20 protein-coding genes and 1 pseudogene are annotated in these 20,879 nt (G+C 71.7%); 13 read left to right on the top strand and 8 right to left on the bottom strand.

What is annotated here, in order from left to right; genetic code table 11:
- The first annotated feature begins 154 nt into the window (after window positions 1-154).
- Window positions 155-1,513, top strand: a complete 1,359-nt coding sequence (gene glmM / locus ABZ464_RS05835; protein WP_359271513.1) for a phosphoglucosamine mutase — start codon at window positions 155-157, stop codon at window positions 1,511-1,513.
- A gap of 281 nt (window positions 1,514-1,794) precedes the next feature.
- Here the strand turns inward: glmM and ABZ464_RS05830 are convergent, their stop codons facing one another.
- On the bottom strand, window positions 1,795-2,721 hold the full coding sequence (locus ABZ464_RS05830; RefSeq protein ID WP_359271511.1) for a DUF389 domain-containing protein: 927 nt from the start codon (window positions 2,719-2,721) through the stop codon (window positions 1,795-1,797).
- 103 nt (window positions 2,722-2,824) lie between these two features.
- On the opposite strand from ABZ464_RS05830, the gene ABZ464_RS05825 reads away from it, so the two are divergent.
- Genes ABZ464_RS05825 through ABZ464_RS05805 form a run of 5 tightly spaced genes read left to right on the top strand, consistent with a single transcriptional unit; the run spans window position 2,825 to window position 7,017 of the window.
- A complete protein-coding gene (locus tag ABZ464_RS05825) occupies window positions 2,825-3,388 on the top strand; it encodes an RNA polymerase sigma factor (RefSeq protein WP_359271508.1) in 564 nt (187 codons plus the stop codon).
- A complete protein-coding gene (locus tag ABZ464_RS05820; protein WP_359271506.1) occupies window positions 3,385-4,218 on the top strand; it encodes a zf-HC2 domain-containing protein in 834 nt (277 codons plus the stop codon). Before ABZ464_RS05825 ends, ABZ464_RS05820 begins: the two co-directional genes overlap by 4 nt.
- Complete coding sequence (locus ABZ464_RS05815) at window positions 4,215-5,048, top strand: ABC transporter ATP-binding protein (RefSeq protein ID WP_359271503.1); 834 nt, start codon at window positions 4,215-4,217, stop codon at window positions 5,046-5,048. The genes ABZ464_RS05820 and ABZ464_RS05815 overlap by 4 nt, the downstream gene beginning before the upstream one ends.
- Window positions 5,045-6,445 carry a hypothetical protein gene (locus ABZ464_RS05810; RefSeq protein WP_359271500.1) on the top strand — a complete coding sequence of 467 codons (1,401 nt, stop codon included), beginning with the start codon at window positions 5,045-5,047 and terminating at the stop codon, window positions 6,443-6,445. Before ABZ464_RS05815 ends, ABZ464_RS05810 begins: the two co-directional genes overlap by 4 nt.
- On the top strand, window positions 6,442-7,017 hold the full coding sequence (locus tag ABZ464_RS05805; protein WP_359271498.1) for a hypothetical protein: 576 nt from the start codon (window positions 6,442-6,444) through the stop codon (window positions 7,015-7,017). The genes ABZ464_RS05810 and ABZ464_RS05805 overlap by 4 nt, the downstream gene beginning before the upstream one ends.
- Before the next feature lie 22 nt (window positions 7,018-7,039).
- Here the strand turns inward: ABZ464_RS05805 and coaA are convergent, their stop codons facing one another.
- Window positions 7,040-8,008, bottom strand: a complete 969-nt coding sequence (coaA, locus tag ABZ464_RS05800) for a type I pantothenate kinase (protein ID WP_359272230.1) — start codon at window positions 8,006-8,008, stop codon at window positions 7,040-7,042.
- A gap of 179 nt (window positions 8,009-8,187) precedes the next feature.
- Here coaA and glmS point away from each other — a divergent pair, with 179 nt between their 5' ends.
- Entirely contained in the window at window positions 8,188-10,035 is a 1,848-nt protein-coding gene (gene glmS, locus ABZ464_RS05795; RefSeq protein WP_359271494.1) for a glutamine--fructose-6-phosphate transaminase (isomerizing), read from the top strand.
- Here the strand turns inward: glmS and ABZ464_RS05790 are convergent.
- Both ABZ464_RS05790 and ABZ464_RS05785 read right to left on the bottom strand, forming a co-directional pair.
- Window positions 10,009-10,197: a DUF397 domain-containing protein gene (locus ABZ464_RS05790; RefSeq protein WP_359271492.1), complete on the bottom strand. Its 189-nt coding sequence runs from the start codon at window positions 10,195-10,197 to the stop codon at window positions 10,009-10,011. The genes glmS and ABZ464_RS05790 overlap by 27 nt on opposite strands.
- Window positions 10,198-10,204: 7 nt before the next feature.
- Window positions 10,205-11,041 (bottom strand): helix-turn-helix transcriptional regulator, encoded by an 837-nt coding sequence (locus ABZ464_RS05785; RefSeq protein WP_359271489.1) that lies wholly within the window; start codon window positions 11,039-11,041, stop codon window positions 10,205-10,207.
- Window positions 11,042-11,154: 113 nt separating this feature from the next.
- On the opposite strand from ABZ464_RS05785, the gene ABZ464_RS05780 reads away from it, so the two are divergent.
- The 4 genes from ABZ464_RS05780 (at window position 11,155) to ABZ464_RS05765 (ending at window position 16,482) form a co-directional block, all read left to right on the top strand.
- A complete protein-coding gene (locus tag ABZ464_RS05780; protein ID WP_359271486.1) occupies window positions 11,155-11,562 on the top strand; it encodes an ATP-binding protein in 408 nt (135 codons plus the stop codon).
- 15 nt (window positions 11,563-11,577) lie between these two features.
- Window positions 11,578-12,492 (top strand): hypothetical protein, encoded by a 915-nt coding sequence (locus ABZ464_RS05775; RefSeq protein ID WP_359271483.1) that lies wholly within the window; start codon window positions 11,578-11,580, stop codon window positions 12,490-12,492.
- Window positions 12,493-12,664: 172 nt separating this feature from the next.
- Window positions 12,665-15,766 carry a VCBS repeat-containing protein gene (locus ABZ464_RS05770; protein ID WP_359271482.1) on the top strand — a complete coding sequence of 1,034 codons (3,102 nt, stop codon included), beginning with the start codon at window positions 12,665-12,667 and terminating at the stop codon, window positions 15,764-15,766.
- 14 nt (window positions 15,767-15,780) lie between these two features.
- On the top strand, window positions 15,781-16,482 hold the full coding sequence (locus ABZ464_RS05765) for a PH domain-containing protein (RefSeq protein ID WP_359271479.1): 702 nt from the start codon (window positions 15,781-15,783) through the stop codon (window positions 16,480-16,482).
- Between the two features lie 27 nt (window positions 16,483-16,509).
- On the opposite strand, the gene ABZ464_RS05760 is transcribed toward ABZ464_RS05765, so the two are convergent.
- Window positions 16,510-17,346 carry a helix-turn-helix transcriptional regulator gene (locus ABZ464_RS05760; RefSeq protein ID WP_359271476.1) on the bottom strand — a complete coding sequence of 279 codons (837 nt, stop codon included), beginning with the start codon at window positions 17,344-17,346 and terminating at the stop codon, window positions 16,510-16,512.
- A gap of 113 nt (window positions 17,347-17,459) precedes the next feature.
- On the opposite strand from ABZ464_RS05760, the gene ABZ464_RS05755 reads away from it, so the two are divergent.
- On the top strand, window positions 17,460-18,062 hold the full coding sequence (locus tag ABZ464_RS05755) for an NAD(P)H-dependent oxidoreductase (RefSeq protein WP_359271473.1): 603 nt from the start codon (window positions 17,460-17,462) through the stop codon (window positions 18,060-18,062).
- A gap of 278 nt (window positions 18,063-18,340) precedes the next feature.
- On the opposite strand, the gene ABZ464_RS05750 is transcribed toward ABZ464_RS05755, so the two are convergent.
- Window positions 18,341-19,192, bottom strand: coding sequence for a hypothetical protein (locus tag ABZ464_RS05750; protein WP_359271470.1), 852 nt, complete (start codon window positions 19,190-19,192; stop codon window positions 18,341-18,343).
- Window positions 19,193-19,286: 94 nt separating this feature from the next.
- Between ABZ464_RS05750 and ABZ464_RS05745 the strand changes: the two genes are divergently transcribed.
- Window positions 19,287-19,658 carry a holo-ACP synthase gene (locus ABZ464_RS05745; protein WP_359271467.1) on the top strand — a complete coding sequence of 124 codons (372 nt, stop codon included), beginning with the start codon at window positions 19,287-19,289 and terminating at the stop codon, window positions 19,656-19,658.
- 157 nt (window positions 19,659-19,815) lie between these two features.
- On the opposite strand, the gene ABZ464_RS05740 is transcribed toward ABZ464_RS05745, so the two are convergent.
- Together ABZ464_RS05740 and ABZ464_RS05735 are read right to left on the bottom strand one after the other, a co-directional pair.
- Window positions 19,816-20,601: an ABC transporter permease gene (locus ABZ464_RS05740; RefSeq protein WP_359271466.1), complete on the bottom strand. Its 786-nt coding sequence runs from the start codon at window positions 20,599-20,601 to the stop codon at window positions 19,816-19,818.
- A pseudogene (locus ABZ464_RS05735) lies at window positions 20,598-20,879 on the bottom strand (ABC transporter); the annotation flags it as partial. The pseudogene ABZ464_RS05735 and the gene ABZ464_RS05740, both read right to left, overlap by 4 nt.

The following is a 20,879-nucleotide window of genomic DNA, read 5'->3' as shown; positions in this document are numbered from 1 at the left end:
CACGCCCCGGCGGCACGCCACAGTGCTGTCGGGGCGTTCGTTTTATCACTGCCAGGGGCGTATAACGGCACAAGATGCTCAAAGGCTTGTGTGACGGATGCCGCTATCCGGTGTAATTGCCCCTTCGGTCATTGACGCTTCCTCAGGAGGACAAGTGGGACGACTCTTCGGCACGGACGGCGTGCGCGGTGTCGCCAACGCGGATCTGACGGCCGAGATGGCGCTCGGTCTGTCCGTCGCGGCTGCGCATGTGCTGGCCGAGGCGGGCACCTTCGAGGGGCACCGGCCGGTGGCCGTCGTGGGACGCGACCCGCGTGCGTCCGGGGAGTTCCTGGAGGCCGCCGTGGTGGCGGGTCTCGCGAGTGCCGGTGTGGACGTGCTGAAGGTCGGTGTGCTGCCGACGCCCGCCGTCGCCTACCTGACCGGCGTCCTCGGCGCCGACCTGGGCGTGATGCTCTCCGCCAGCCACAACGCCATGCCCGACAACGGCGTCAAGTTCTTCGCGCGCGGTGGCCACAAGCTCGCCGACGAGCTCGAGGACAAGATCGAGGCCGTGTACGAGTCCCACACGCACGGTGAGCCGTGGGAGCGGCCCACGGGCGCGGGCGTCGGACGCGTACGCACCTACGACGAGGGCTTCGACCGGTACGTCGCGCACCTCATCGCCGTCCTCCCCAACCGGCTCGACGGGCTGAAGATCGTCCTCGACGAGGCGCACGGCGCGGCGGCGCGGGTGTCGCCGGAGGCGTTCACCCGGGCCGGGGCCGAGATCGTGACGATCGGGGCCGAGCCGGATGGGCTCAACATCAACGACGGGTGCGGGTCGACGCACCTGGACAAGCTGAAGGCCGCGGTCGTCGAGCACGGGGCCGACTTCGGCATCGCGCACGACGGGGACGCGGACCGGTGCCTCGCCGTGGACCACACGGGCGAGGAGGTCGACGGCGACCAGATCCTCGCCGTCCTGGCGCTTTCCATGCGGGAGCGGGGCGTGCTGCGGTCGGACACCGTCGTCGCCACCGTGATGTCCAACCTCGGGTTCAAGCTCGCCATGGAGCGGGAGGGGATCCACCTCGTCCAGGCGGCGGTCGGCGACCGGTACGTCCTGGAGGAGATGAAGGAGCACGGGTACGCGCTCGGCGGCGAGCAGTCCGGGCATGTGATCATCCTCGACCACGCGACGACCGGGGACGGCACGCTGACCGGGCTGATGCTCGCGGCGCGGCTCGCCGAGACCGGGAAGCCGCTGCGCGAGCTGGCCTCCGTGATGGAGCGGCTGCCGCAGGTGCTGGTCAATGTGCCGGACGTGGACAGGTCCCGGGTCGGGGACTCGGCCGAGCTGTCGACGGCCGTCGCCGAGGCCGAGCGGGAGCTGGGGACGACCGGACGGGTGCTGCTGCGGCCCTCCGGGACCGAGCCGCTGGTGCGGGTGATGGTCGAGGCCGCCGATATCGAGCAGGCTCGGTCTGTCGCGGGGCGGCTGGCCGATGTGGTGAAGTCCGCGCTGGGGTAGCCGGCCGGGCGGGTTCGGGGCGGGGGGTGCGGTGCCGTGCGGTGCGGTGCCGTGCGGTGCGGTGCCGTGCGGTGCGGTGCGGTGCGGGCCGCGGGTTCGTCGTGGCTTGTCGCGCAGTTCCCCGCGCCCCTTCGGGGGCTTCCGGGTGGGGACGGCCGCGGGTTCGTCGTGGCTTGTCGCGCAGTTCCCCGCGCCCCTTCGAGCGCCCTCGCGGGCGCCCCTTCGAGCGGTCCGGTCATGAGTTGGCCCGGCGTCCGGATACGTGATCCGGGGGAGATCCCTCAGCGGCGGTTCCTTGACCTCCACCACCCTTGTTGGGCCAGCAGGGTCAGGGTTCCCGCGAGGACGATGCCCAGGAGGTTCAGCAGGAGCTGCTCCGTCGAACCCCACGTCTGTTCCATGTCGCCGTAGCTGAGGGCGACCGCCGCGTTGGCCGCCGCCGGGACCGTGGTGACGGAGATGGCCACGCCGACCAGGGCGCCGGACTTGGCCGAGGTGAGGGAGAGGGTGCCGGCCGCCCCGGCCAGGACGGCGACGATGAAGGAGAAGGCGTCGGGGGCGTAGACGAAGCCGGTCTGGGGGCGGTCGGCGTCGAGCTGGGCCCGGCTGAAGAGGTCCAGGGCGTCCATGAAGAGACTGAAGACGACCGTGGCGGCCATGGCGATCGCGAAGCCGACCAGCAGGGCGTTCAGGGAACGCAGGGCGAGGCGGGGGCGGCGGCGCACGATCGACGTGGAGATCCCGGCGAGCGGGCCGAACTCCGGGCCCACGGCCATCGCGCCGACGATCAGGACCGCGTTGTCCAGCACCACACCACAGGCCGCGATCATCGTGGCCAGCGTGATGAACGCGAGGTAGGTGACGGAGAGGGTCGACTCCTCGTGGGTGGCGTCGGTGAGGTGCTCCCACAGCACCGCGTCCGCACCCTCGCCCGGCGCCTCGGCCTCGGCCTTCTCGGCGCGCAGCGACAGGGACAGGTCGATGTTCTCGACGGCGATCGAGCCGGTCCGCTCCAGGCCCAGCTCCTGGAGCCCGGTGAGGAGTGCGTCGCCGGCCTCGCGGGCCACGTCGCAGGTGACGACGTCCCCGGCGGGATTGCGGGCGGCGCCCTGCAGTACCACGAGGTGCGTGGTGCCGACGGTGTTCTCGATCAGGCGGAGCACGTCGTCGGTCTTCTCCGGCGGGGTGATCAGGCGCAGATGCAGCACGCAGGAAGGCTAGCGGGGAGGTCTGTCCCGCCCACCCCTGCCCCCTGTGACGGGGATCACGCCCCGGTGAAAACCTGTGGCCCGGCGCGGGCGTCTAGCGGGTGTGAGATCAGTCAGGGCGGCAGCACTGCACGAGGTGGACGAGGAGCGTCTCCTCCGCCTCGTGGCCAAGGGCGACCGTGCCGCGTTCGAGGAGTTGTACCGGCGTACGTCGCCGTGGATGGCGGTGCGGTTGCGCCGCCGGTGCGGGGACGAGCAGATCGTCGCGGAGGTCATGCAGGAGACCTATCTGTCGGTGTGGCGCGCGGCGAGCGCGTTCGCCGGGGCCGCGGCCGGCGGCTCGGCCACCGGCTGGCTGTGGACGATCGCGGCGCGCCGTCTGGCCGACGCGTTCCGGCGCAGGGCCCACCACGCGGAGCCGCCGCCGGCCGCCGCGCCGCCCGGAGCGGCGCCCGCCGCCGAGGAGGAGGCACTCGCGGCGACCGTCGGCGGTGAGGTCGGGGACGCGCTGCGCCACCTCGCGCCGGAACTGCGACAGGTACTGCAGGCCCTGGTGCTCGACGGACTGTCCGTCCGGGAGACCGCGGTCCTGCTCGGGCTGCCCGAGGGCACGGTCAAGACCCGTGCCCGCCGGGCCAGGATCCAGATGCGGAGGGCGCTGGCATGAGTGCGGAACACGCGTCGGAGCGGATCATCGAGGGGTACGCGCGCGGCGGCACGGACCTCGCCGCCGACGAGGTGTGGGCCGTGGAGGCCCATCTGGAGGGGTGCCGGGTGTGCCGCGACCGGCTGGCGGCCGCCGTCGCCGCCGGGGTGCCCGCCGTGGCGTCGCTGGTGGACTCCGTGTGGACCGGCCTCGAACCCGAACTGGCGGTCACCGCCCCGATGCCGCGCCGACGGTTTCGGACGGCCCGGCTGTCGGGGTGGCTGACACCCGCGATGGTGCCGTGGCTGGCCATGGTCGTCGGCGTGACGCTGCCGGCCCTGCTGCTCGACCGGGCCGGCACCGGCGTCGGCCTCGGCTCCGGCCGGGTGTCGCTGGTGCTGCTGTTCGCGCCGGTGCTGCCCGTGCTCGGGGTCGCGGCGTCCTGGTCGCGCGGTCTGGACCCGGCGTACGAACTGACGGCCTCGGCGCCCCGGGCCGGGCTCCCCCTGGTGCTGCGGCGCACCGCGTCCGTGCTCGGCGTGGTCGTCCCCGTGCTGCTGGTGGGCGGGTGGGCCACCGGGGTGATGGTGGCTCAGTGGCTGCTGCCCTGCCTGGCGTTCACGGCGGCGACGCTGGCGCTCGGCGGGGTCGTCGGGGTGACCCGGGCCGCCGTCGCGACGGCCGCCGTGTGGGCCGCCGTGATCGTGGCGCCGACCCTGGCCGCCGGCGGCCGTACAGCCTTCGCCCTGCGGACGGGCGGACTGCCCGTGTGGGGGCTGATCCTCGCTCTCGGCATCGGTGTCGTGATCGCCCGCAGGGGCGCGTACTCCGTGCTGGGAGCCCATCGATGACCACCGGAAAGGAACACCCCATGACGTCCGCGGTGAGCGAGGCCGACCTCGCACCGACGCCCTACGCCTGGGAGATCCGGGCCACCGGGCTGAAGGTCAGGGTCGGCCGGAAACGGATGGCCGTCGACGGCCTCGATCTGTCCCTGGGCACCGGCGTGCACGGCCTCCTCGGCCCCAACGGGGCGGGCAAGACCACCCTCATCCGCACGCTGGCCACCGTGCTGCGCCCCACCGAGGGCGCCCTGGAGCTGCTCGGCGAGTCCGTGGGCGGCACGGGCGAACTGCGGGCGCTGCGCCACCGGATCGGCTATCTGCCGCAGGAGTTCGGCTACTACAAGCGGTTCACGGTGCGCGAGTTCGTCGAGTACATGGCGTGGCTGAAGGAGGTGCCCAAGGCGGACATCCCCGGGGCGGTGCAGCGCGCCGTGGAGCGGGTCGGCCTGGCGGACCGCGCCGACGACAGGATGAAGGCCCTCTCGGGGGGCATGGTGCGCCGGGTCGGCATCGCCCAGGCCATCGTCAACGACCCGGCGATCCTGCTGCTGGACGAGCCGACGGTCGGCCTGGACCCGACGCAGCGGCTGCGCTTCCGCGAACTGCTCCAGGAGCTGGGTACGGACACCTGTGTGCTCGTCTCCACCCATCTGGTGGAGGACGTGGCCGCCGCCTGCACCGACGTGGTGCTCTTCGCCGAAGGCCGCCTGGTCTTCCAGGGCACCCCGGACGACCTGGCCGCGGCGGGCGGCCCCGAGGACGTGGGCGACAGCCCCCTGGAGCGCGGCTACTCGGCGCTGCTGCAGGGCCCCGAGCAGGGAAGGGGCGCCTGGTGAACACACGCGTCCTGCGCATCGAGCTGAAGCGCTCGGTCGCCCCGTGGGCCGGTGCCGTGGTCCTGACGACGGCACTCGCGTTCCTGTTCCTGCTGAAGGGCACGTTCGACCGGGGCACCACGGCCTGGACGGCCCAGTGGACGAGCATGGCCCTGTGGATCCGCGGCCTGCTGTTCTACCTGTGGCCGCTCGCCGTCGGGTTCGGCGCGCTCCAGGGACTGCGCGACCGCCGCTCGAAGATGTCCGAGCTGCTGACCACCACCTCGCGCCCCGCCTGGCAGCGCGCCGCCGCACCAGCCGGCACGACGGCGATCACGCTGGCCTCGGCCTTCGCGCTGCTCGTCCTCGTGGGCGGGGTCCAGGTGCTCGCCAACACCGCGTACACGCACCTCGGGTGGCTGCCGATCTCGCTGGTGGGGGCGCTCGCGCTGGTCGCGGGAGCGCTGCTGGGCATGGGGGTCGGCAAGGCCCTGCCGAGCGTGCTCACCCCGCCGCTGCTGGCCGTCGCCGCCTTCGCGTTCACGGCCCTGATGCAGACGTCGCTGGGCCGGACCGAGCGGGAGACGGCGCCCGGGTTCACGGCCATGGAGCCGAACCGGCTCTCGCTGCTGTCACCGGCGGTGCAGGAGGTCCGCGACACGCTCGTCACGTTCTCCGCCTCCGTGCACCTGGGGCAGACGATCTGGCTGCTGGGCATGGCCGCGACGGGCTTCGGGCTGCTGGTCGCCGCGCGGCCGCGCACCCGGCTGCTCGCCCTGACGCCCGTCCTCGCGGGCGCGGCGCTCGCCCTGCTCGTCCTGCCCTCCGACCCGAACCGGATGTACGTCGTCGACAAGACCGCCGCCGAACTGGTGTGCGACGGCCCGGTGTGTGTGACCAGGATGCAGGAGGCACGGCTCGCCGGCCTCGCGGCGCCCGGCAAGGAGGCGCTGCGCCTGCTGCACGGCGCTCTGGGCGGCCAGGCGCCGGTCTCGGTCCGGGAGGACACCAGCGTCCTGCCGGAGGGCTCCACGCCGAAGTGGTCCCGTACGACGGTGCTCCTCGACTTCGACGACGACCTCATCGTGTCGGCGAAGGGCGAGGAGCGGACCCGGGCCCTGGTCGGCAAGGGCCTGGTGCCGGGATGCTCGCCCGTCGGCTGGAGCGGCGCGGGCCCGGAGGACATCGCGCGGACCGCCGCGACGGCCTGGGTCCTCGGAAAGTTCGAGCCGCTGCCCCGCGCGCTCCCGTCCGACCTGCTCCGTGAGATGGACACCGAGGCCCGCGCGGTGTGGAAGAAGCTCGAGGCGCTGCCCGCGCCCCAGCAGCGCGCGCGGATCGACGCGATGCGCACCGCCGCGCTGTCCTGCGGTGAGCGGGACGCCCTCGACGCGCTGACCGGCGGTGCGTCCCGGTGAGATGGCTGATGCTGTACGCCCGCTCACGTCAGGTCCCCGCCTCGCTCGCCGCGCTGCTGATCGCCGCGGGGGCGGTGTGGGCCCTCGCCCGGGACGGCGGCGCGGGGCCCGCCGATCCGCGGCTGCCCGTGCTGCTGCTCGCCACCGGGGCGATGGCGGCCTCGACCGGGCTCGGCGGGCAGGACCTCGCGCTGGACCGGACGGCCGCGATCCGCTGGGCGCCGCGCCGGGCGGCGCACGTGCTGCTGGCCGGGGCGGTCGTCGCCGCGGTGCCGCTGCTCGCGCGGACGGCGGGGAGCGACATGGCCGGGGCGGCGTTCCTCGTCCGCGACAGCGCGGGCCTGATGGGCCTGGGCGCCCTGGGCGCGGCGCTGTGGGGCGGCTCGTACGCGTGGACGCTGCCGTTCGCCTGGCTGTCGTACGCGTTCCTCGCGCCGCTCCCGACGGGGGTGCCGACGCGGGTGGCGAGCTGGATGCTGCTGCCGGCCGGCACTCCGGCGGCCACCTGGACGGCCGTGGCCCTCACGGTCACCGGCACCGCGGCCTACGCGCTGGCGGGCCCGAGACGCTGACCGGACCGGGTGCCCCCGTCCGTCACAGCTTGCGCAGACTCAGCCGCTGGACCTTGTGGTCGGAGCCCTTGCGGACGACGAGGGTGGCGCGGCCCCGGGTGGGGGCGATGTTCTCGACCAGGTTGGGCTTGTTGATGGTGCGCCAGAGGCCGCGGGCGTAGTCGAGGGCGTCGTCCTCGGAGACCTGGGTGTACTTCCTGAAGTACGAGTCCGGGTTCTGGAAGGCGGTGGCGCGCAGCTTGCGGAACCGGTTGAGGTACCAGCGCTCGATGTCCTCGGTGCTCGCGTCGACGTACACGCTGAAGTCGAAGTAGTCGGCGAGACCGACGCGGGTGCGGCCGTCCTTGCCGGGGAGGGCGGGCTGGAGGACGTTGAGCCCCTCGACGATGAGGATGTCGGGGCGGCGGACGGTCAGCCGCCGGTCGGGGACGATGTCGTAGATCAGGTGGGAGTAGACGGGGGCGGTGACCTCGTCCTTGCCCGCCTTGATGTCGGCGACGAACCGGGTCAGGGCACGGCGGTCGTACGACTCCGGGAAGCCCTTGCGCGACATCAGGCCGCGGGCCTCCAGCTCCCGGGTGGGCAGCAGGAAGCCGTCGGTGGTCACCAGTTCCACGCGCGGGTGTTCGGGCCACCGGGAGAGGAGCGCCTGCAACAGCCGGGCGACGGTCGACTTGCCGACGGCCACCGACCCCGCGACGCCTATGACGAACGGGGTGCCGGACTGGGAGCCCTGCTCACCGAGGAAGGTGTTCAGGGCGCCGCGCAGCCCGTCGGTGGCGCCGATGTAGAGATTGAGCAGCCGGGACAGCGGCAGATAGATGTCCCGCACCTCGTCGAGGTCGATGACGTCGCCGAGGCCACGCAGCTTCTCGACCTCCTCGGCGGTCAGCGGCAGCGGCGTCTTGTCGCGCAGCGCGCTCCACTCGCGGCGGGTGAGATCGACGTAGGGAGTCGCCTCCGGCCTGTGCCGGTGGGCGCTCCGGGGCATCGCGGAGACCGGTGAGATCACAGTCCATTGTTAACGGAGTTTGAACGGGACGGCGGGTGGGGTGTGTCACGCCGATCGTGCGGTCCGGCGTTCTCGCTCGCTCGTACCCCCGGTGGAATATCCGGAATCGGGCACGCGGAGGCGTGTTTGGCGCGCTCTTCGACTCTAGGCTGCCGCGCATGTGCGGAATCGTGGGATACGTGGGGTCTCAGTCGGCGCTCGAGGTCGTCATGGCCGGGCTGAAGCGGCTGGAGTACCGGGGATACGACTCGGCCGGTGTGGCCGTGCTCGCCGACGGAGGGCTGGCCGCCGCGAAGAAGGCGGGCAAGCTCGTGAATCTGGAGAAGGAACTCGGGGCCCGGCCGCTGCCGACCGGCCCGACCGGCATCGGACACACCCGCTGGGCCACGCACGGCGGGCCCACCGACGCCAACGCCCATCCTCATCTCGACAACGCCGGACGCGTCGCCGTCGTGCACAACGGGATCATCGAGAACTTCGCCGTCCTGCGCTCCGAACTGGCCGACCGGGGCCACGAACTGTCCTCCGAGACCGACACCGAGGTGGTCGCCCACCTCCTCGCCGAGGAGTTCTCCGGCACCGCCGACCTCGCCGAGGCCATGCGGCTCGTGTGCCGCCGCCTGGAGGGGGCGTTCACCCTCGTCGCCGTCCACGCGGACGAGCCGGACGTCGTCGTCGGCGCCCGCCGCAACTCGCCCCTCGTCGTGGGGATCGGCGAGGGCGAGGCCTTCCTCGCCTCCGACGTCGCCGCCTTCATCGCCCACACCCGCTCGGCCGTCGAACTCGGCCAGGACCAGGTCGTCGAGCTGCGCCGGGACGGCGTCACCGTCACCGGCTTCGACGGGCAGCCGGCCGACGTCCGCTCCTACCACGTCGACTGGGACGCCTCCGCCGCCGAGAAGGGCGGCTACGACTACTTCATGCTCAAGGAGATCGCCGAGCAGCCCAAGGCCGTCGCCGACACCCTGCTCGGCCGGATCGACGCGAGCGGCTCGCTCACCCTCGACGAGGTCCGCATCGGCGCCTCCGAGCTGCGCGAGGTCGACAAGGTCGTCATCGTCGCCTGCGGTACGGCCTTCCACGCCGGCCTCATCGCCAAGTACGCCATCGAGCACTGGACCCGTATCCCCTGCGAGGTCGAACTCGCCAGCGAGTTCCGCTACCGGGACCCCATCCTCGGCCCGCGCTCCCTCGTCATCGCCATCTCCCAGTCCGGGGAGACGATGGACACGCTCATGGCGCTACGGCATGCGAGGGAGCAGGGCTCGAAGGTGTTGGCCATCTGCAACACCAACGGCTCGACCATCCCCCGCGAATCCGACGCCGTCCTCTACACCCACGCCGGGCCCGAGGTCGCCGTCGCCTCGACGAAGGCCTTCCTCACGCAGCTCGTCGCCTGTTACCTGGTGGCGCTCTACCTCGGCCAGGTCCGCGGCACCAAGTGGGCCGACGAGATCCGCGCCGTCATCCGCGACCTCGCCCAGATCTCCGGCCAGGTCGAACGCGTCCTGGAGACCATGGAGCCGGTACGGGCCCTCGCCCGCTCCCTCGCCGACAAGAGGACGGTGCTGTTCCTCGGGCGGCACGTCGGCTATCCGGTCGCCCTCGAAGGAGCCCTGAAGCTCAAGGAACTCGCCTACATGCACGCGGAGGGCTTCGCCGCCGGTGAGCTGAAGCACGGGCCGATCGCCCTCATCGAGGAGGACCTGCCCGTCGTCGTGGTCGTCCCCTCGCCCCGCGGCCGGTCCGTGCTCCACGACAAGATCGTCTCCAACATCCAGGAGATCCGGGCCCGTGGTGCGCGGACCATCGTCATCGCGGAGGAGGGCGACGAGGCGGTCGCCCCGTACGCCGACCATCTCGTACGGATCCCCGCGACGCCGACGCTGTTGCAACCGCTGGTCGCCACGGTGCCGTTGCAGGTCTTCGCCTGCGAGCTGGCGACCGCCCGGGGCAACGAGGTGGACCAGCCACGCAACCTAGCGAAGTCCGTCACCGTGGAGTAGGCCGGCGAGGAAGACGTCGAAAGCCTCGGCAGGGAAGGTGAGAGTGCCTCCGGCCGGGGCTTTTGAGTCCCGTACGGAGGTGTGGGTGGGGGTGGTGGCGATTTCGACGCACTCGTTTCCATCGTCGGGGCCCGAGTAGGACGACTTCCGCCAGTTGTCCATGGGTGCCTCACAGCTCTTTCGCCAGTCGGTTGATGAAGTCGCGTGACTGTGCAGGGTCGAGTGATACGGCTTCCACTTTACGGAAGCGCGTTCGAAAGGCGCTGAGCTGTGATTCGGAGTCGATGAAGGCTGAGCCGTGGGGTACGTCCCTTACGACTGTGTCGAGTTTGGGGACGGGGCCACCGACGTACGTCATCGTGCTGGCGGCTCTGCCGAAGCCGTCGAGGTCGAACGGGATGATACGGACGGTGATGTTGTCCGATTCGGAGAGCTTCAGGAGTTTCACGAGTTGGGCTCGGGAGGCGCCGCGGTCGCTGACCCTGATGCGCAGCGCGGCCTCATGGATCACCAGCTCGTAGGGAATGACGATCTCCTGGCCTGCCATGCGGTGACGGACACGCACCTCGAGTTCCTCGGAGGTGAGTTCGGGAACCCTCGCGGAGAAGACGGCGCGGGCGTAGTCCTCCGTCTGCAACAGGCCCGGTACGTAGAGGACCGCGACATCGCGTCGGTGCGAGGCGTGGTGGTTCAGCTCGGAGATGTCCAGGAACGAGGTCGGCAGCAGCCCCCGGTACTCCTCCCACCAGCCGCGCGTTCGATCGGTGGCCATCACTGCGAGGGCCTCAATGAACTCCTGGTCCGTGCAGGCGTAATGGGATGCGAGGCGACGCAACCGTTCCTCGCTCACGCCTGTCAGCCCGGATTCGATGTGGCTGATCTGGACCCGGTTCGCCCCGAGGAGCGCCGCTGCCTGGACCGCGGTGAGCCCTGCGTCTTCACGGAGCCTGCGCAGTTCGGTCCCCAGGCGCATCTGACGTGCCGTTGGTTCGCGCCTCTGAACCATGGGTTGCCCTCCTCTTTCGGGGGTGGATCTCGCGATCGGCTTGCCGCGGGTAACACGTTACCCCTACCGTCGGTGACGCAGCGCACACCCTACGGAACCAAGTTGGAGCCCCCATGCCCGAACCCTGGGAGTACTCCCTCTACATCCCCAACGACCCCCGAGCTGTCACCGTTTCTCGGCACACCCTCCGGGTGATCCTCACCCTTCACGGCCTCGCCGCCCACCTCGACACCGCGGAGCTCCTCGCCGCCGAGCTGGTCTCCAATGCCGTACGGCATCAGAAGGGGCCCGCCGCCCTGAGGGTGCGGTGGAAGGAAGGGGTGTTGCAGATCGGGGCCTGGGACGCGGACCCTGAGCCGCCCGAACCGCCCGTCGGGCTGGACGAGTGGGACGAGGAGGCCGAGAGCGGACGCGGCCTCGCGCTGATCCGGGCCTGCTCGGACCTCTGGCACTGGCAGCCCATGTCCAGATTCGGCAGCCGGGGCAAGTACGTGTGGTGCGAGCTGAACTCTGCGGCTTGAAGGGGGATTACCCAGATGGTCACCTCAACCCACGAGACATCGCACCGGATCTTCCAGGATCATCCGGAGGTCCTCGCCCCCGTCTTCGAGGCGCTGGGGCTGCCGCCGCCCGTGAAGGCGGCCATCGAGGCGATCACGCCCGACGCGACGGAGATCAAGCCGCTGGAACGCCGTGTGGACACGGTGTTGAAGATCGAGCCGTCCGACGGGGACGGCTTCCTGCTCGCCATCGAGGCGCAGACCAGGAAGGCTCCCGACAAGGGAGTCAACTGGGCCTACTACGTGAGCTATCTGCAGGCGAAGTTCAACCTGCCGGTGCTGCTCGTGGCCGTCTGTCGCAACCGGTCCACGGCGGCCTGGGCTGCCGGACCCTTCGAGTGTCGTGTCGGCCCCTGGAAGACGCAGGTCACCCAGCCCTTCGTGCTGGGTCCGGACACGGTCGCGCGGATCACCGACGAGTCGGAGGTCGCGCGGCAGCCGGCGCTGGCGACGCTCAGCGTCATCGTGCACAGCGAGAGCCGGGACATCGCGGTCATACTGGAACTGCTGGCCCTCGGGATGCGGTCGTTCGACAAAGCCACGGCGAAGTACTGGTCGGAGCTGGTGGAGATCGGCCTGGAGGACACTCCGGCCCGTGAGACGTGGAGGGAATTGGAGAAGATGGTCATCACTTACTTCCCGGGCCGGGGCACGGTCTTCGAAGAGGCTTACCTGGACGGTGAGGCGAAGGGCGAGGCGAAGGGGAGGGCGGAGGGTGTTCTGCGGGTGCTGGAAGTGCGCGGCATCCCCGTCTCCGACGACCTGCGCGAGCGCATCACCGCCTGCACCGACCTCGCCCGGCTCGACGACTTGCTCGGCCGGGCCGTGACGGTCGAGCGCGCGCAGGAACTCTTCGGCGACGAGGACGGTGAGACTCCGGACCCGGAGTGAGGGCTGCGGCCCAGGCACTCGTCAGCCCCACCCACCGCACCGCCAAAAGCGCTTTCCCCCCGCTTTTGAAACCGCTGTAGGATCAGCCGACTTGCGAGGCGGGTGTGAAGGCCGGGGGGTCACAGGCGCCGGGTCGGCGTCCCACCCGTCTCCGCTACGGGGAGGGACTCTCATGGCTCGTCACGTCCACGCACGCCTGCGCCTAGTCGCCGCCTGCGCCGTCCTCGCGGCCGGGCTCAGCCCGCTGCTGCCGTCCGTGGCGGTCGCCGACACGGCTCAGGAAACCGTCGTGCCGGCGGCGATGCGCGCCACCTACACCTCCGGCGCGCTCTACGGCGGGTCCTCGTACAACGGGCATGACGGCGCCGGAGCCCAGGGCGTCTTCCACAGTCTGGAGGGCTCCGGGCTCGTCTGGACGCGATACGCCGACGGCATTTCCACGAAGGTGGTCCATCCGGAGGGCTACACCAGCTACAACACGGCCGGCGGCGACGTCCTCGCCTACCGCTACGCCGACGGCCGCGTCGACCTGTGGAACGCGGCCGACGGCACGACCCGTACGATCCGCACGCCCGAAGGCCTGACGTACATGACGGCCTACGGCGATCTCGCGGTCGCCTACCGGCAGTGGAAGGACGACAGCGGGACGAACCACCGGGACATACACCTGCTGTTCCCGGACGCGGACGGCACCACGCGGGACGTGCCGGTGACCGGGGTCCCCGAGGGATACATCCTCGCAACCCCCAAGGGCGGGGACGCCGACAGGCTGCTGTTCTACGCTCTGCACGGCGAGAAGTACCTGTCGGTCATGGTCGACCGTCACACGGGCCAGGTGCAGCAGTGGACCCCGACACGGGACGAGATCCGCCCCCGCGCGCAGGTCACCGCCGACCACGTGGTCCTCTTCAGCGTCAGCGACCCCGTCGTCGAGGTCTACTCCCGCGCCGACCTGTCCGCCGCCCCGGTCGAGGTCACGCTCCCCGGCGGCGGTACGAACCCGACGCAGGACCTCGCGGTCGTCGGTGACTGGCTGATCACCCGGCCCGGCACCGCGGTGATCGCCACCCCCCTCGCGGGCGGCCCGTCGAAGACCCTGCTGCCGGCGTCGAACCCGGCGGTCGCGGCCGGCACCGACGGCAGCGCGCTGGCCGTCGGCCGCACCGCCGCCGCCGAGGACGACTGGGGTGTCCAGCGCATCCAGGAGGGCCCGGACGGCAACCCGGTCGTCACCCAGGTCAAGGCCCTGCCGAAACCGACATACCGGATCCAGGGCCTGTCGCTGAACCAGGGGCGGCTCGTCGTCGCCGACGACCGGAACAGCACCTTGCGCGCCAACTTCGTCCGGACCGTCGCCCCGTCCGGTACACCCACGTTCGGCGAGAGCTCCCCGTTCCTCCACCCGTCCGCCCGCATCGATCCCTGCCCGGCCGGGGACACCGGATGCTCCGGGTTGCACGGCCTCGGCGACGGTCAGATCGCCTGGATCAACCGGAACACGGCCGACGGGGCGACGATGGACGCGCTCAGGATGTCCGGGGAGGACCTGTTCGACGGCGACACCGTCACCGTGCCCGCAGGCGGGCGCATTGCCGACGCCTCCGGGGAGTACGTCCTCTACAGCACCGCGACCGAGCAGTACGTCTACCGGCCGAGCGGGACCGGTACCCCGGTCGTGACCCGCCCCGCCGGTGCCGCCGCGCTCTCCGGGAACGTCCTGTGGACCGCCGGGACCACGACGGGCAGTGTCGTCCCGTACGACCTGACGACCCAGAAGACCGGCACGCCGGTCACCACCGACGCCGGGTGCACGCCCACCGAACTCCAGGCGCTCGGCCGCTGGCTCTACTGGAACTGCGGCGACACGGCCGGGGTCTACGACCGTACGGCGGGCAGGTCCGTGCCCGTCCCGGCCGACGAGGCCGAGCTCGGCGACGGCTTCGTGGTCACGCACGACAAGTCGGCGGGCAAGCTGGTCCTCACGACGGTCGCGGACGGCACCCCGCGCGAGCGGGTCGTGGGCGACCTGCCGGACACCGGCGTCTCCCAGCGGGACGTGCGCTGGTCGATCGACGAGTCCGGCCCGAACCTCGCCTACGTCGACGCCAAGGAGCGGGTGCACCTCGTCCCCTCGGGAGTCCCGCAGGGGCCGTTGCGCCTTCTGCAACCGGCGGAGACCGCGGACGAGGTCTACCGGGACGAGGAGTACCCGGACGTCCACCCCCTCACGGCCGTGCTGCTGTCGAAGCCCGCCAGGAGCTGGAAACTGACCGTGCGGGACAAGGCGAGCGGCAAGGTCGTCGACGTCCGTTCGGGCGGCGCCGTACGCGGCAGCCTGCGCATCCCCTGGCAAGGCGTCACCGCCGCCGACGTCGAGCTGCCCAACGGCGTCTACGACTGGACGCTCTCCGTGGTGCCCGCCGACGGCGTGGGAACCCCGCTGGAAGTCAAGCACACCACACGGCTCCTGCACGCCGGCGCGGCGCCCCACGACTATCTGGGCGGACCGGACCCGCTGTCCCCGGACGGCGTCGGTGACCTCCTCACCCTCACCTCCTCGGGCGCGCTGACGTTCCACCAGGGCACGCGCCAGGGCACGTTCTCCGGGAAACTCACCGGCTCCGGCTGGTCGACCGGTGTCCGCCCGGTGGCGTTCGGCGATCTGAGCGGCGACCGCTGCAACGACGTCCTGATCCGGCTGAGCAGCGGATCCCTGCGTCTCTACAAGCCCGGCTGCAACAAGGCGCTCAAGCCGTCGACTCCGTACACCACCCTTGGCACGAGCGGCTGGAACCAGTACGACGTCCTCGCCTCGGTCGGTGACGTCACCAAGGACGGGTCCCCGGACCTGCTCGCCCGCAACGCCAAGACCGGCACGGTGTACCTGTACGAGGGCAGAACCACCCTCGGTAAGCTGTCGGGGCGGACTGCCCGGTACGCCGACTGGAAGACGTACAAGAAGATCGTCGGCGCCGGGGACCTCAACGGCGACGGCATCGGCGACCTCGTCACCCAGGACAAGTCCAACAACCTGTTCCGCTACTACGGCAAGGGCAACGGCACCTTCTCCGCCCGCGTGAAGCTGTTCTCCACCTGGGGGGCCTCGTACAACGCGGTCGTGGGCGTCGGCGACATCACCGGGGACGGCAAGCCCGACCTCGTCGCGCGCGACACGGCGGGGGTGCTGTACCGGCTGCCCGGCAACGGCAAGGGGTCCTTCGGCAGCCGGGTGAAGATCTCCACGGGCTGGCAGGGCTACCAGGGTATCTTCTAGCGCGGGGAGTTCTGATGGGCGAGGGCATCGAGCGGCAGTACCGCAGACAGCGGGCGGTGCCGCTGGTTTATCTGTCTCTGGTGGCCGCGACGGTGGTCGTCGGCATCAACGTGCTGGACATGGTGACCCTGGACGGGCCGACGGGCCGGCACCTGCTGCCCCTGGCGATCTGGCTGGGCCTCGGCGCCCGCGTCGCGCTGGAGCACTGGCGGGCGCGGACATCCGTCACCGCCCAGGGGGTCACCGTACGGGGGCCGCTGCGGACGCGCACGCGGGCCTGGTCCGAGATCTACGGCATCCGGGTCGAGGGCGCGAAGCGGGGCGGCAGCCCGCGCTGGCCGGCGTACCTGTACGACACCGACGGGCGCCGCATCCGTCTCTTCCAGGTCGACGAACAGCAGCTGGGCGACCCGGTCGGCGAGGTCGCCGACCTGTCCGCCACCGCCGTACGGCTCGGGTTCCTGGCCCCGGAGACACGGCCCGAGCTGGAGGAGGCGATCCAGCGCGGGGCGCGGCGGCGTACGGCGTGGCAGCGGGCGGTCATCGGCTGCCTGGTCGTCATGGTCGCCGCGTTCGTCCTCTTCGCCTGGCTGGTCTTCACCGACCGGCCGACGTACACCTGGCTGCTCCTGCTGGGCCTGCCGCTGCTCTGTCTTCCCGTCTTCTTCCTGGTCCTGGACCGGATCGGCGAGGTCCGCGCCGCCGCCCGGCGCTGACGCGCTCACGGGACCGGGACGACCTGGTCACGAGATGGCTCTGAGGTGGCCGCGGGAGCGGTCGGCGAGGCGGGCGAGCGCCCGTGCCGTGTCCTCGTCCGCGGGGAGGAAGACCGTCAGCTGCTGCGCGTCCGAGGAGACCTCCAGCGTCTCGCGGCGTAGGCGGAGCTGCGGGCCGGCGGGGTGGTTGAGGTGGAGGGTGCCGCGGGGCGGGACCCGGTGGTGGTTCAGACGGCGGGTGAACTCCGGGCCCGCCAGCGGGGCCAGTTCCGTGGCGAACCACTCGGTGTTCTCCACGGACGGGCCGAGCCACAGGTCGAAGGCCACTTCGTCCGCGACGGCGTCCCAGTCGGCGAAGAAGTCCCGGGCGCGGGGGTCCGTGAAGACATAACGGGTGAGGTTCGGGGATCCGGTGTCGAGCAGGCCCGTTCCGCCGGTCAGCGTCTCGAAGCCGCTGGTGTGGGCGAGGAGGTCGCCCAGTCGGTTGGTCACGACGGCGATGCCCGGTTCGAGGAGGCGGAGGGTGTCCAGGACCGAGGGGCGGACCGTGCGGGGCGCGGGTGCGGGGCGGGTGTGGGACTGGCAGGCCCCGCCGGTGATCTTGGCCAGATAGCGCAGGTGCTCGCGTTCGGAGGCGGCAAGGCCCAGGCCGTCGGCGAGCGCGTTCACCACGGCCGGCGAGGGGTTGCGGTCACGGCCCTGTTCCAGGCGGGTCAGGTACTCGATGCTGATGCCGGCGCGGGCGGCCAGGTCCGAGCGTCGCAGTCCCGGGGAACGGCGGCGGCCGTGGTCCGGCAGTCCCAGCGACTCCGGCTGGGTGGTGTCGCGTCTGGTCCGGATGAAGTCCCCCAGTGGTGTCCCCATGCCGCGAGCCTACGGGCCCGTCCCCTCGGCCGTGGAGTGCTCAGCCTGGCCCTGCGGGGGCCAGCTTGGGCGCGGTCTGGCTGTCCCCGGGGGGACCGCCGATCGTGGTGGGCATGGAGAACAACGAGAGCAGGCACAGGCTGGTGGTCCTCGTCGGAAGCGTGCGGGAGGGGCGGTTCGGGCCGGTCGTGGGGTCCTGGGTCGCCGAACAGGCCCGGACCCACGGCGGGTTCGAGGTCGATGTCGTCGATCTGGCCGAGATCGACGTCCCGTTGGCGCTTCCCGCCGCATCGCCCAGGTTCGCCGGCGAGGACTACCCCCGCCCGGCCGGGATGGCCGCCCTGACCGCGGCGCTGGAGGGCGCCGACGCGTTCGTCGTCGTCACGCCGGAGTACAACCACAGCTACCCCGCGTCCCTGAAGGCGGCCATCGACTGGCACTTCACCCAGTGGACGGCCAAGCCCGTCGCCTTCGTCAGCTACGGTGGCGCGGCGGGCGGCCGGCACGCCGTGCTGCATCTGGAGAACGTGCTGACCGAGCTGCACGCGGTGACGATCCGCGACGGCCTCGCCTTCCCGAACTACTTCACCGCGTGGGAGGACGGCCGGCCGCTCGACCCGCAGGCCGCCGGGTACGCCAAGACCCTCCTCGACCAGCTGGCCTGGTGGGCCCTCGCGCTCAGGACGGCCCGCGAGGCCGTTCCCTATCCGGCGTGAGGGCGCCCTCCCTCAGGCGCGTCGGCCGCGACGGTCCGTCCAGAGCTTCCAGGCCCCCCAGGCGCCCACCCCCCAGGTCGCCCACAGGCCGATGAGCAGCCCCCACTGCGGGTTCCTTCTTGTGAGGAGCCCCAGGGCTTCAGCCCTGGGAGGGGGGCATCCTCGTAGTCGCGGCGCGGAGCGCCGCGATATCACGTGTGGGTGCTCGGCCGCGAAGCGGCCGGGGTTCGTGTCCGGCGGAGCCGGTGCTGCGTCGACGCGGTGGCGTGTTCACTCGGTTAGTTGACGAAGGTGGTTCTCGGGCCGATCGAGAAGGCGAAGGCGAACGCGTTGTGCGCGCCGACCGAGTTCCAGTCGGGGCGGTGGTCCGGGTGCAGGACGGAGATCTGCGCCGCGTTGCGGAGGTCGTCGCGGACCGGTATGCCGCGCATGTAGGCGGTGGCTTCGGGGCCGTTCAGTTCGAGCCAGTGCTCGATGTGGGCGAGCGCGACCAGCGCGCCGGAGTTCGAGCCGTCGGGGGAGGCGGTCGCGCACTCCCGGGCGAAGCCGTGCGCGGCCTCCCAGGAGCCGCTCCACTTCGGGCACACCTGCTGGAGCAGTTGGACCTGGGCGCGGTAGTGGTGCGGGTGGTGGGCGGAGAGGCGGTCGTAGCGGCGGCGGGCCTCGGTGCGGCCCAACTGGAGTCCGCGCGCGGTCATCAGACGGGCCGTCCAGGCGGGGGCGTACGACGGCTGTTCGGCGCAGACCTCGATCAGGATCTGCTCGGCCTTGCGCAGCCAGCCGTGGAACCGGTCGAACTGGTCGGCGGAGACGTGCTGGGCGCGGGCCGTGCTGCGGATCGCCCACCCGATCCGGACGTACCGTTCGGCGAGGGCGGCGCGCGGCAGCGGGTCACCGGGGTGGTCGGCGACCGCCCGCTCCAGGAGGAACTCGGCCCCGTCGATACCGGCGAGGACCGCGACGGCGGAGGAGACCTTGTCGACCGAGTCCAGGCCCGAGACATACGCCCGCACGGCGTTCCAGTCCTCTGACCGGACGGCTGTACGCAGGGGGATCAGCTCGGGGGTGTTGTCGAACAGGTCGAAGGTCGGCCCGTTCGAGGGCTTGGCTCTGCCGCTGGTACCGCTCATCTCTCCGCCCCCTGGTGGTGATCAAGTCGCCGCAGGCTAGCAGCAGGCCGAGAGAGGAGGGAGAGCCGTGGCGCCCGGCCTTAAGGTGCTCGGCATGAGCATCATCGGGGTCGGTATCGACGTGGCCGAGATCGAGCGGTTCGCGGCGTCGCTGGAGCGGACGCCCGCGCTCGCCCAGCGGCTCTTCGTCGAGAGCGAGTTGCTGCTGCCGAGCGGGGAGCGGCGGGGGGTCGCCTCGCTGGCGGCACGGTTCGCGGCGAAGGAGGCGCTGGCCAAGGCGCTGGGGGCGCCGCCGGGGCTGCTGTGGACGGACGCGGAGGTGTTCGTGGAGGTGAGCGGGCAGCCTCGGCTGCGGGTGCGCGGGAGTGTGGCGGCGCGGGCGGCGGAGCTGGGGGTGCGGGGGTGGCATGTGTCGTTGAGTCATGACGCGGGGGTGGCTTCGGCGGTGGTGATCGCGGAGGGGTAGTGGGGCGGGCGGCGCGGGTGGTGCGGGGAGCGCGGGCAACACGGTTGGCGCGGGGAGCGCGGCGGACCGCCATGGCGGGCCTTCACCATGGCGGTCGCGTTCGGGCGTCATGCGGTCACTTCTGGAGTCATGGCGGTCACTTCATTTGCCATGACGGTCACTTCGGGTCGGCGTTGAACTTCGAGGTCGACCAGAAGTAGCCGAGCACCGCGAGGCCCACGCACCAGCCGACGGCGAGCCAGCCGTTGTTCCCGATCCCGGTGCCGAGCAGCAGGCCCCGCAGGGTCTCGATGGCCGGGGTGAACGGCTGGTACTCGGCGATCGGCTGGAACCAGCCGGGCATGGTGTCGGCCGGGATGAAGGCGCTGGAGATGAGCGGCAGGAGGATCAGCGGCTGGGCGCTGTTGGCGGCGGCCTCGGCGTTCGGGCTGACCAGCCCCATGCCGACCGCGATCCAGGTCAGCGCCAGGGAGAAGAGGGCGAGCAGCCCGAACGCCGCGAGCCACTCCAGGGCGGTGGCGTCGGTGGAGCGGAAGCCGATGGCCACGGCGACGGCGCCGACGAGGACCACGCTGGCGACGCACTGGAGCACGCTGCCCACGACGTGCCCGACGAGCACGGAGCCGCGGTGGATGGCCATGGTGCGGAAGCGGGCGATGATGCCCTCGTTCATGTCGGTGGAGACGGATACCGCGGTCCCGACGACGGTGCCGCCGATGGTCATCATCAGGATGCCCGGGACGATGTAGGCGATGTAGTCGGAGCGGTCGCTGCCGCCGATGCCCGCGCTCATCACGTCGCCGAAGATGTACACGAAGAGCAGCAGCAGCATGATCGGCGTGAGCAGCAGGTTCAGGGTGAGGGACGGGTAGCGCCGGGCGTGCAGGAGGTTGCGGCGCAGCATGGTCGCGGAGTCGCGTGCGGCGAGGGACAGGGCGCTCATCGGGTGCTCTCCTTGGACTGGGCGGGGATGCCGGCGGGGCCGGTCAGGGCGAAGAAGACGTCGTCGAGGTCGGGGGTGTGGACCGTCAGCTCGTCGGCCTCGATGCCGGCCGTGTCGAGGCGGTCGAGGACGGCCCGCAGGGCGCGCTGGCTGCCGTCGCTGGGGAGTTGGAGGGCGAGGGCGTCGTCGTCCCGGGTGACCTCGCGCAGCTCGGCGGCGGCGCGCCGGTACACGGCGGGGTCGGTGAAGCGGAGGCGGACGTGTCCGCCGGGGACGAT

It is taken from the genome of Streptomyces sp. NPDC005820, from assembly GCF_040630255.1.
GTDB lineage: Bacteria > Actinomycetota > Actinomycetes > Streptomycetales > Streptomycetaceae > Streptomyces.
Note: the sequence above shows the minus strand (reverse complement) of the source record. Positions and strands in the feature narration are given on the sequence as shown.

Excerpts from the sequence above, each read along its gene's own strand:
- ABZ464_RS05820 (WP_359271506.1), top strand. The coding sequence starts at position 3,385 with ATGAGTGCGGAACACGCGTCGGAGCGGATCATCGAGGGGTACGCGCGC.
- ABZ464_RS05815 (WP_359271503.1), top strand. The coding sequence starts at position 4,215 with ATGACCACCGGAAAGGAACACCCCATGACGTCCGCGGTGAGCGAGGCC.
- coaA (WP_359272230.1), bottom strand. The coding sequence starts at position 8,008 with ATGCCCCGGAGCGCCCACCGGCACAGGCCGGAGGCGACTCCCTACGTC.
- glmS (WP_359271494.1), top strand. The coding sequence starts at position 8,188 with ATGTGCGGAATCGTGGGATACGTGGGGTCTCAGTCGGCGCTCGAGGTC.
- ABZ464_RS05790 (WP_359271492.1), bottom strand. The coding sequence starts at position 10,197 with ATGGACAACTGGCGGAAGTCGTCCTACTCGGGCCCCGACGATGGAAAC.
- ABZ464_RS05785 (WP_359271489.1), bottom strand. The coding sequence starts at position 11,041 with ATGGTTCAGAGGCGCGAACCAACGGCACGTCAGATGCGCCTGGGGACC.
- ABZ464_RS05780 (WP_359271486.1), top strand. The coding sequence starts at position 11,155 with ATGCCCGAACCCTGGGAGTACTCCCTCTACATCCCCAACGACCCCCGA.
- ABZ464_RS05775 (WP_359271483.1), top strand. The coding sequence starts at position 11,578 with ATGGTCACCTCAACCCACGAGACATCGCACCGGATCTTCCAGGATCAT.
- ABZ464_RS05770 (WP_359271482.1), top strand. The coding sequence starts at position 12,665 with ATGGCTCGTCACGTCCACGCACGCCTGCGCCTAGTCGCCGCCTGCGCC.
- ABZ464_RS05765 (WP_359271479.1), top strand. The coding sequence starts at position 15,781 with ATGGGCGAGGGCATCGAGCGGCAGTACCGCAGACAGCGGGCGGTGCCG.
- ABZ464_RS05760 (WP_359271476.1), bottom strand. The coding sequence starts at position 17,346 with ATGGGGACACCACTGGGGGACTTCATCCGGACCAGACGCGACACCACC.
- ABZ464_RS05755 (WP_359271473.1), top strand. The coding sequence starts at position 17,460 with ATGGAGAACAACGAGAGCAGGCACAGGCTGGTGGTCCTCGTCGGAAGC.
- ABZ464_RS05750 (WP_359271470.1), bottom strand. The coding sequence starts at position 19,192 with ATGAGCGGTACCAGCGGCAGAGCCAAGCCCTCGAACGGGCCGACCTTC.
- ABZ464_RS05745 (WP_359271467.1), top strand. The coding sequence starts at position 19,287 with ATGAGCATCATCGGGGTCGGTATCGACGTGGCCGAGATCGAGCGGTTC.
- ABZ464_RS05740 (WP_359271466.1), bottom strand. The coding sequence starts at position 20,601 with ATGAGCGCCCTGTCCCTCGCCGCACGCGACTCCGCGACCATGCTGCGC.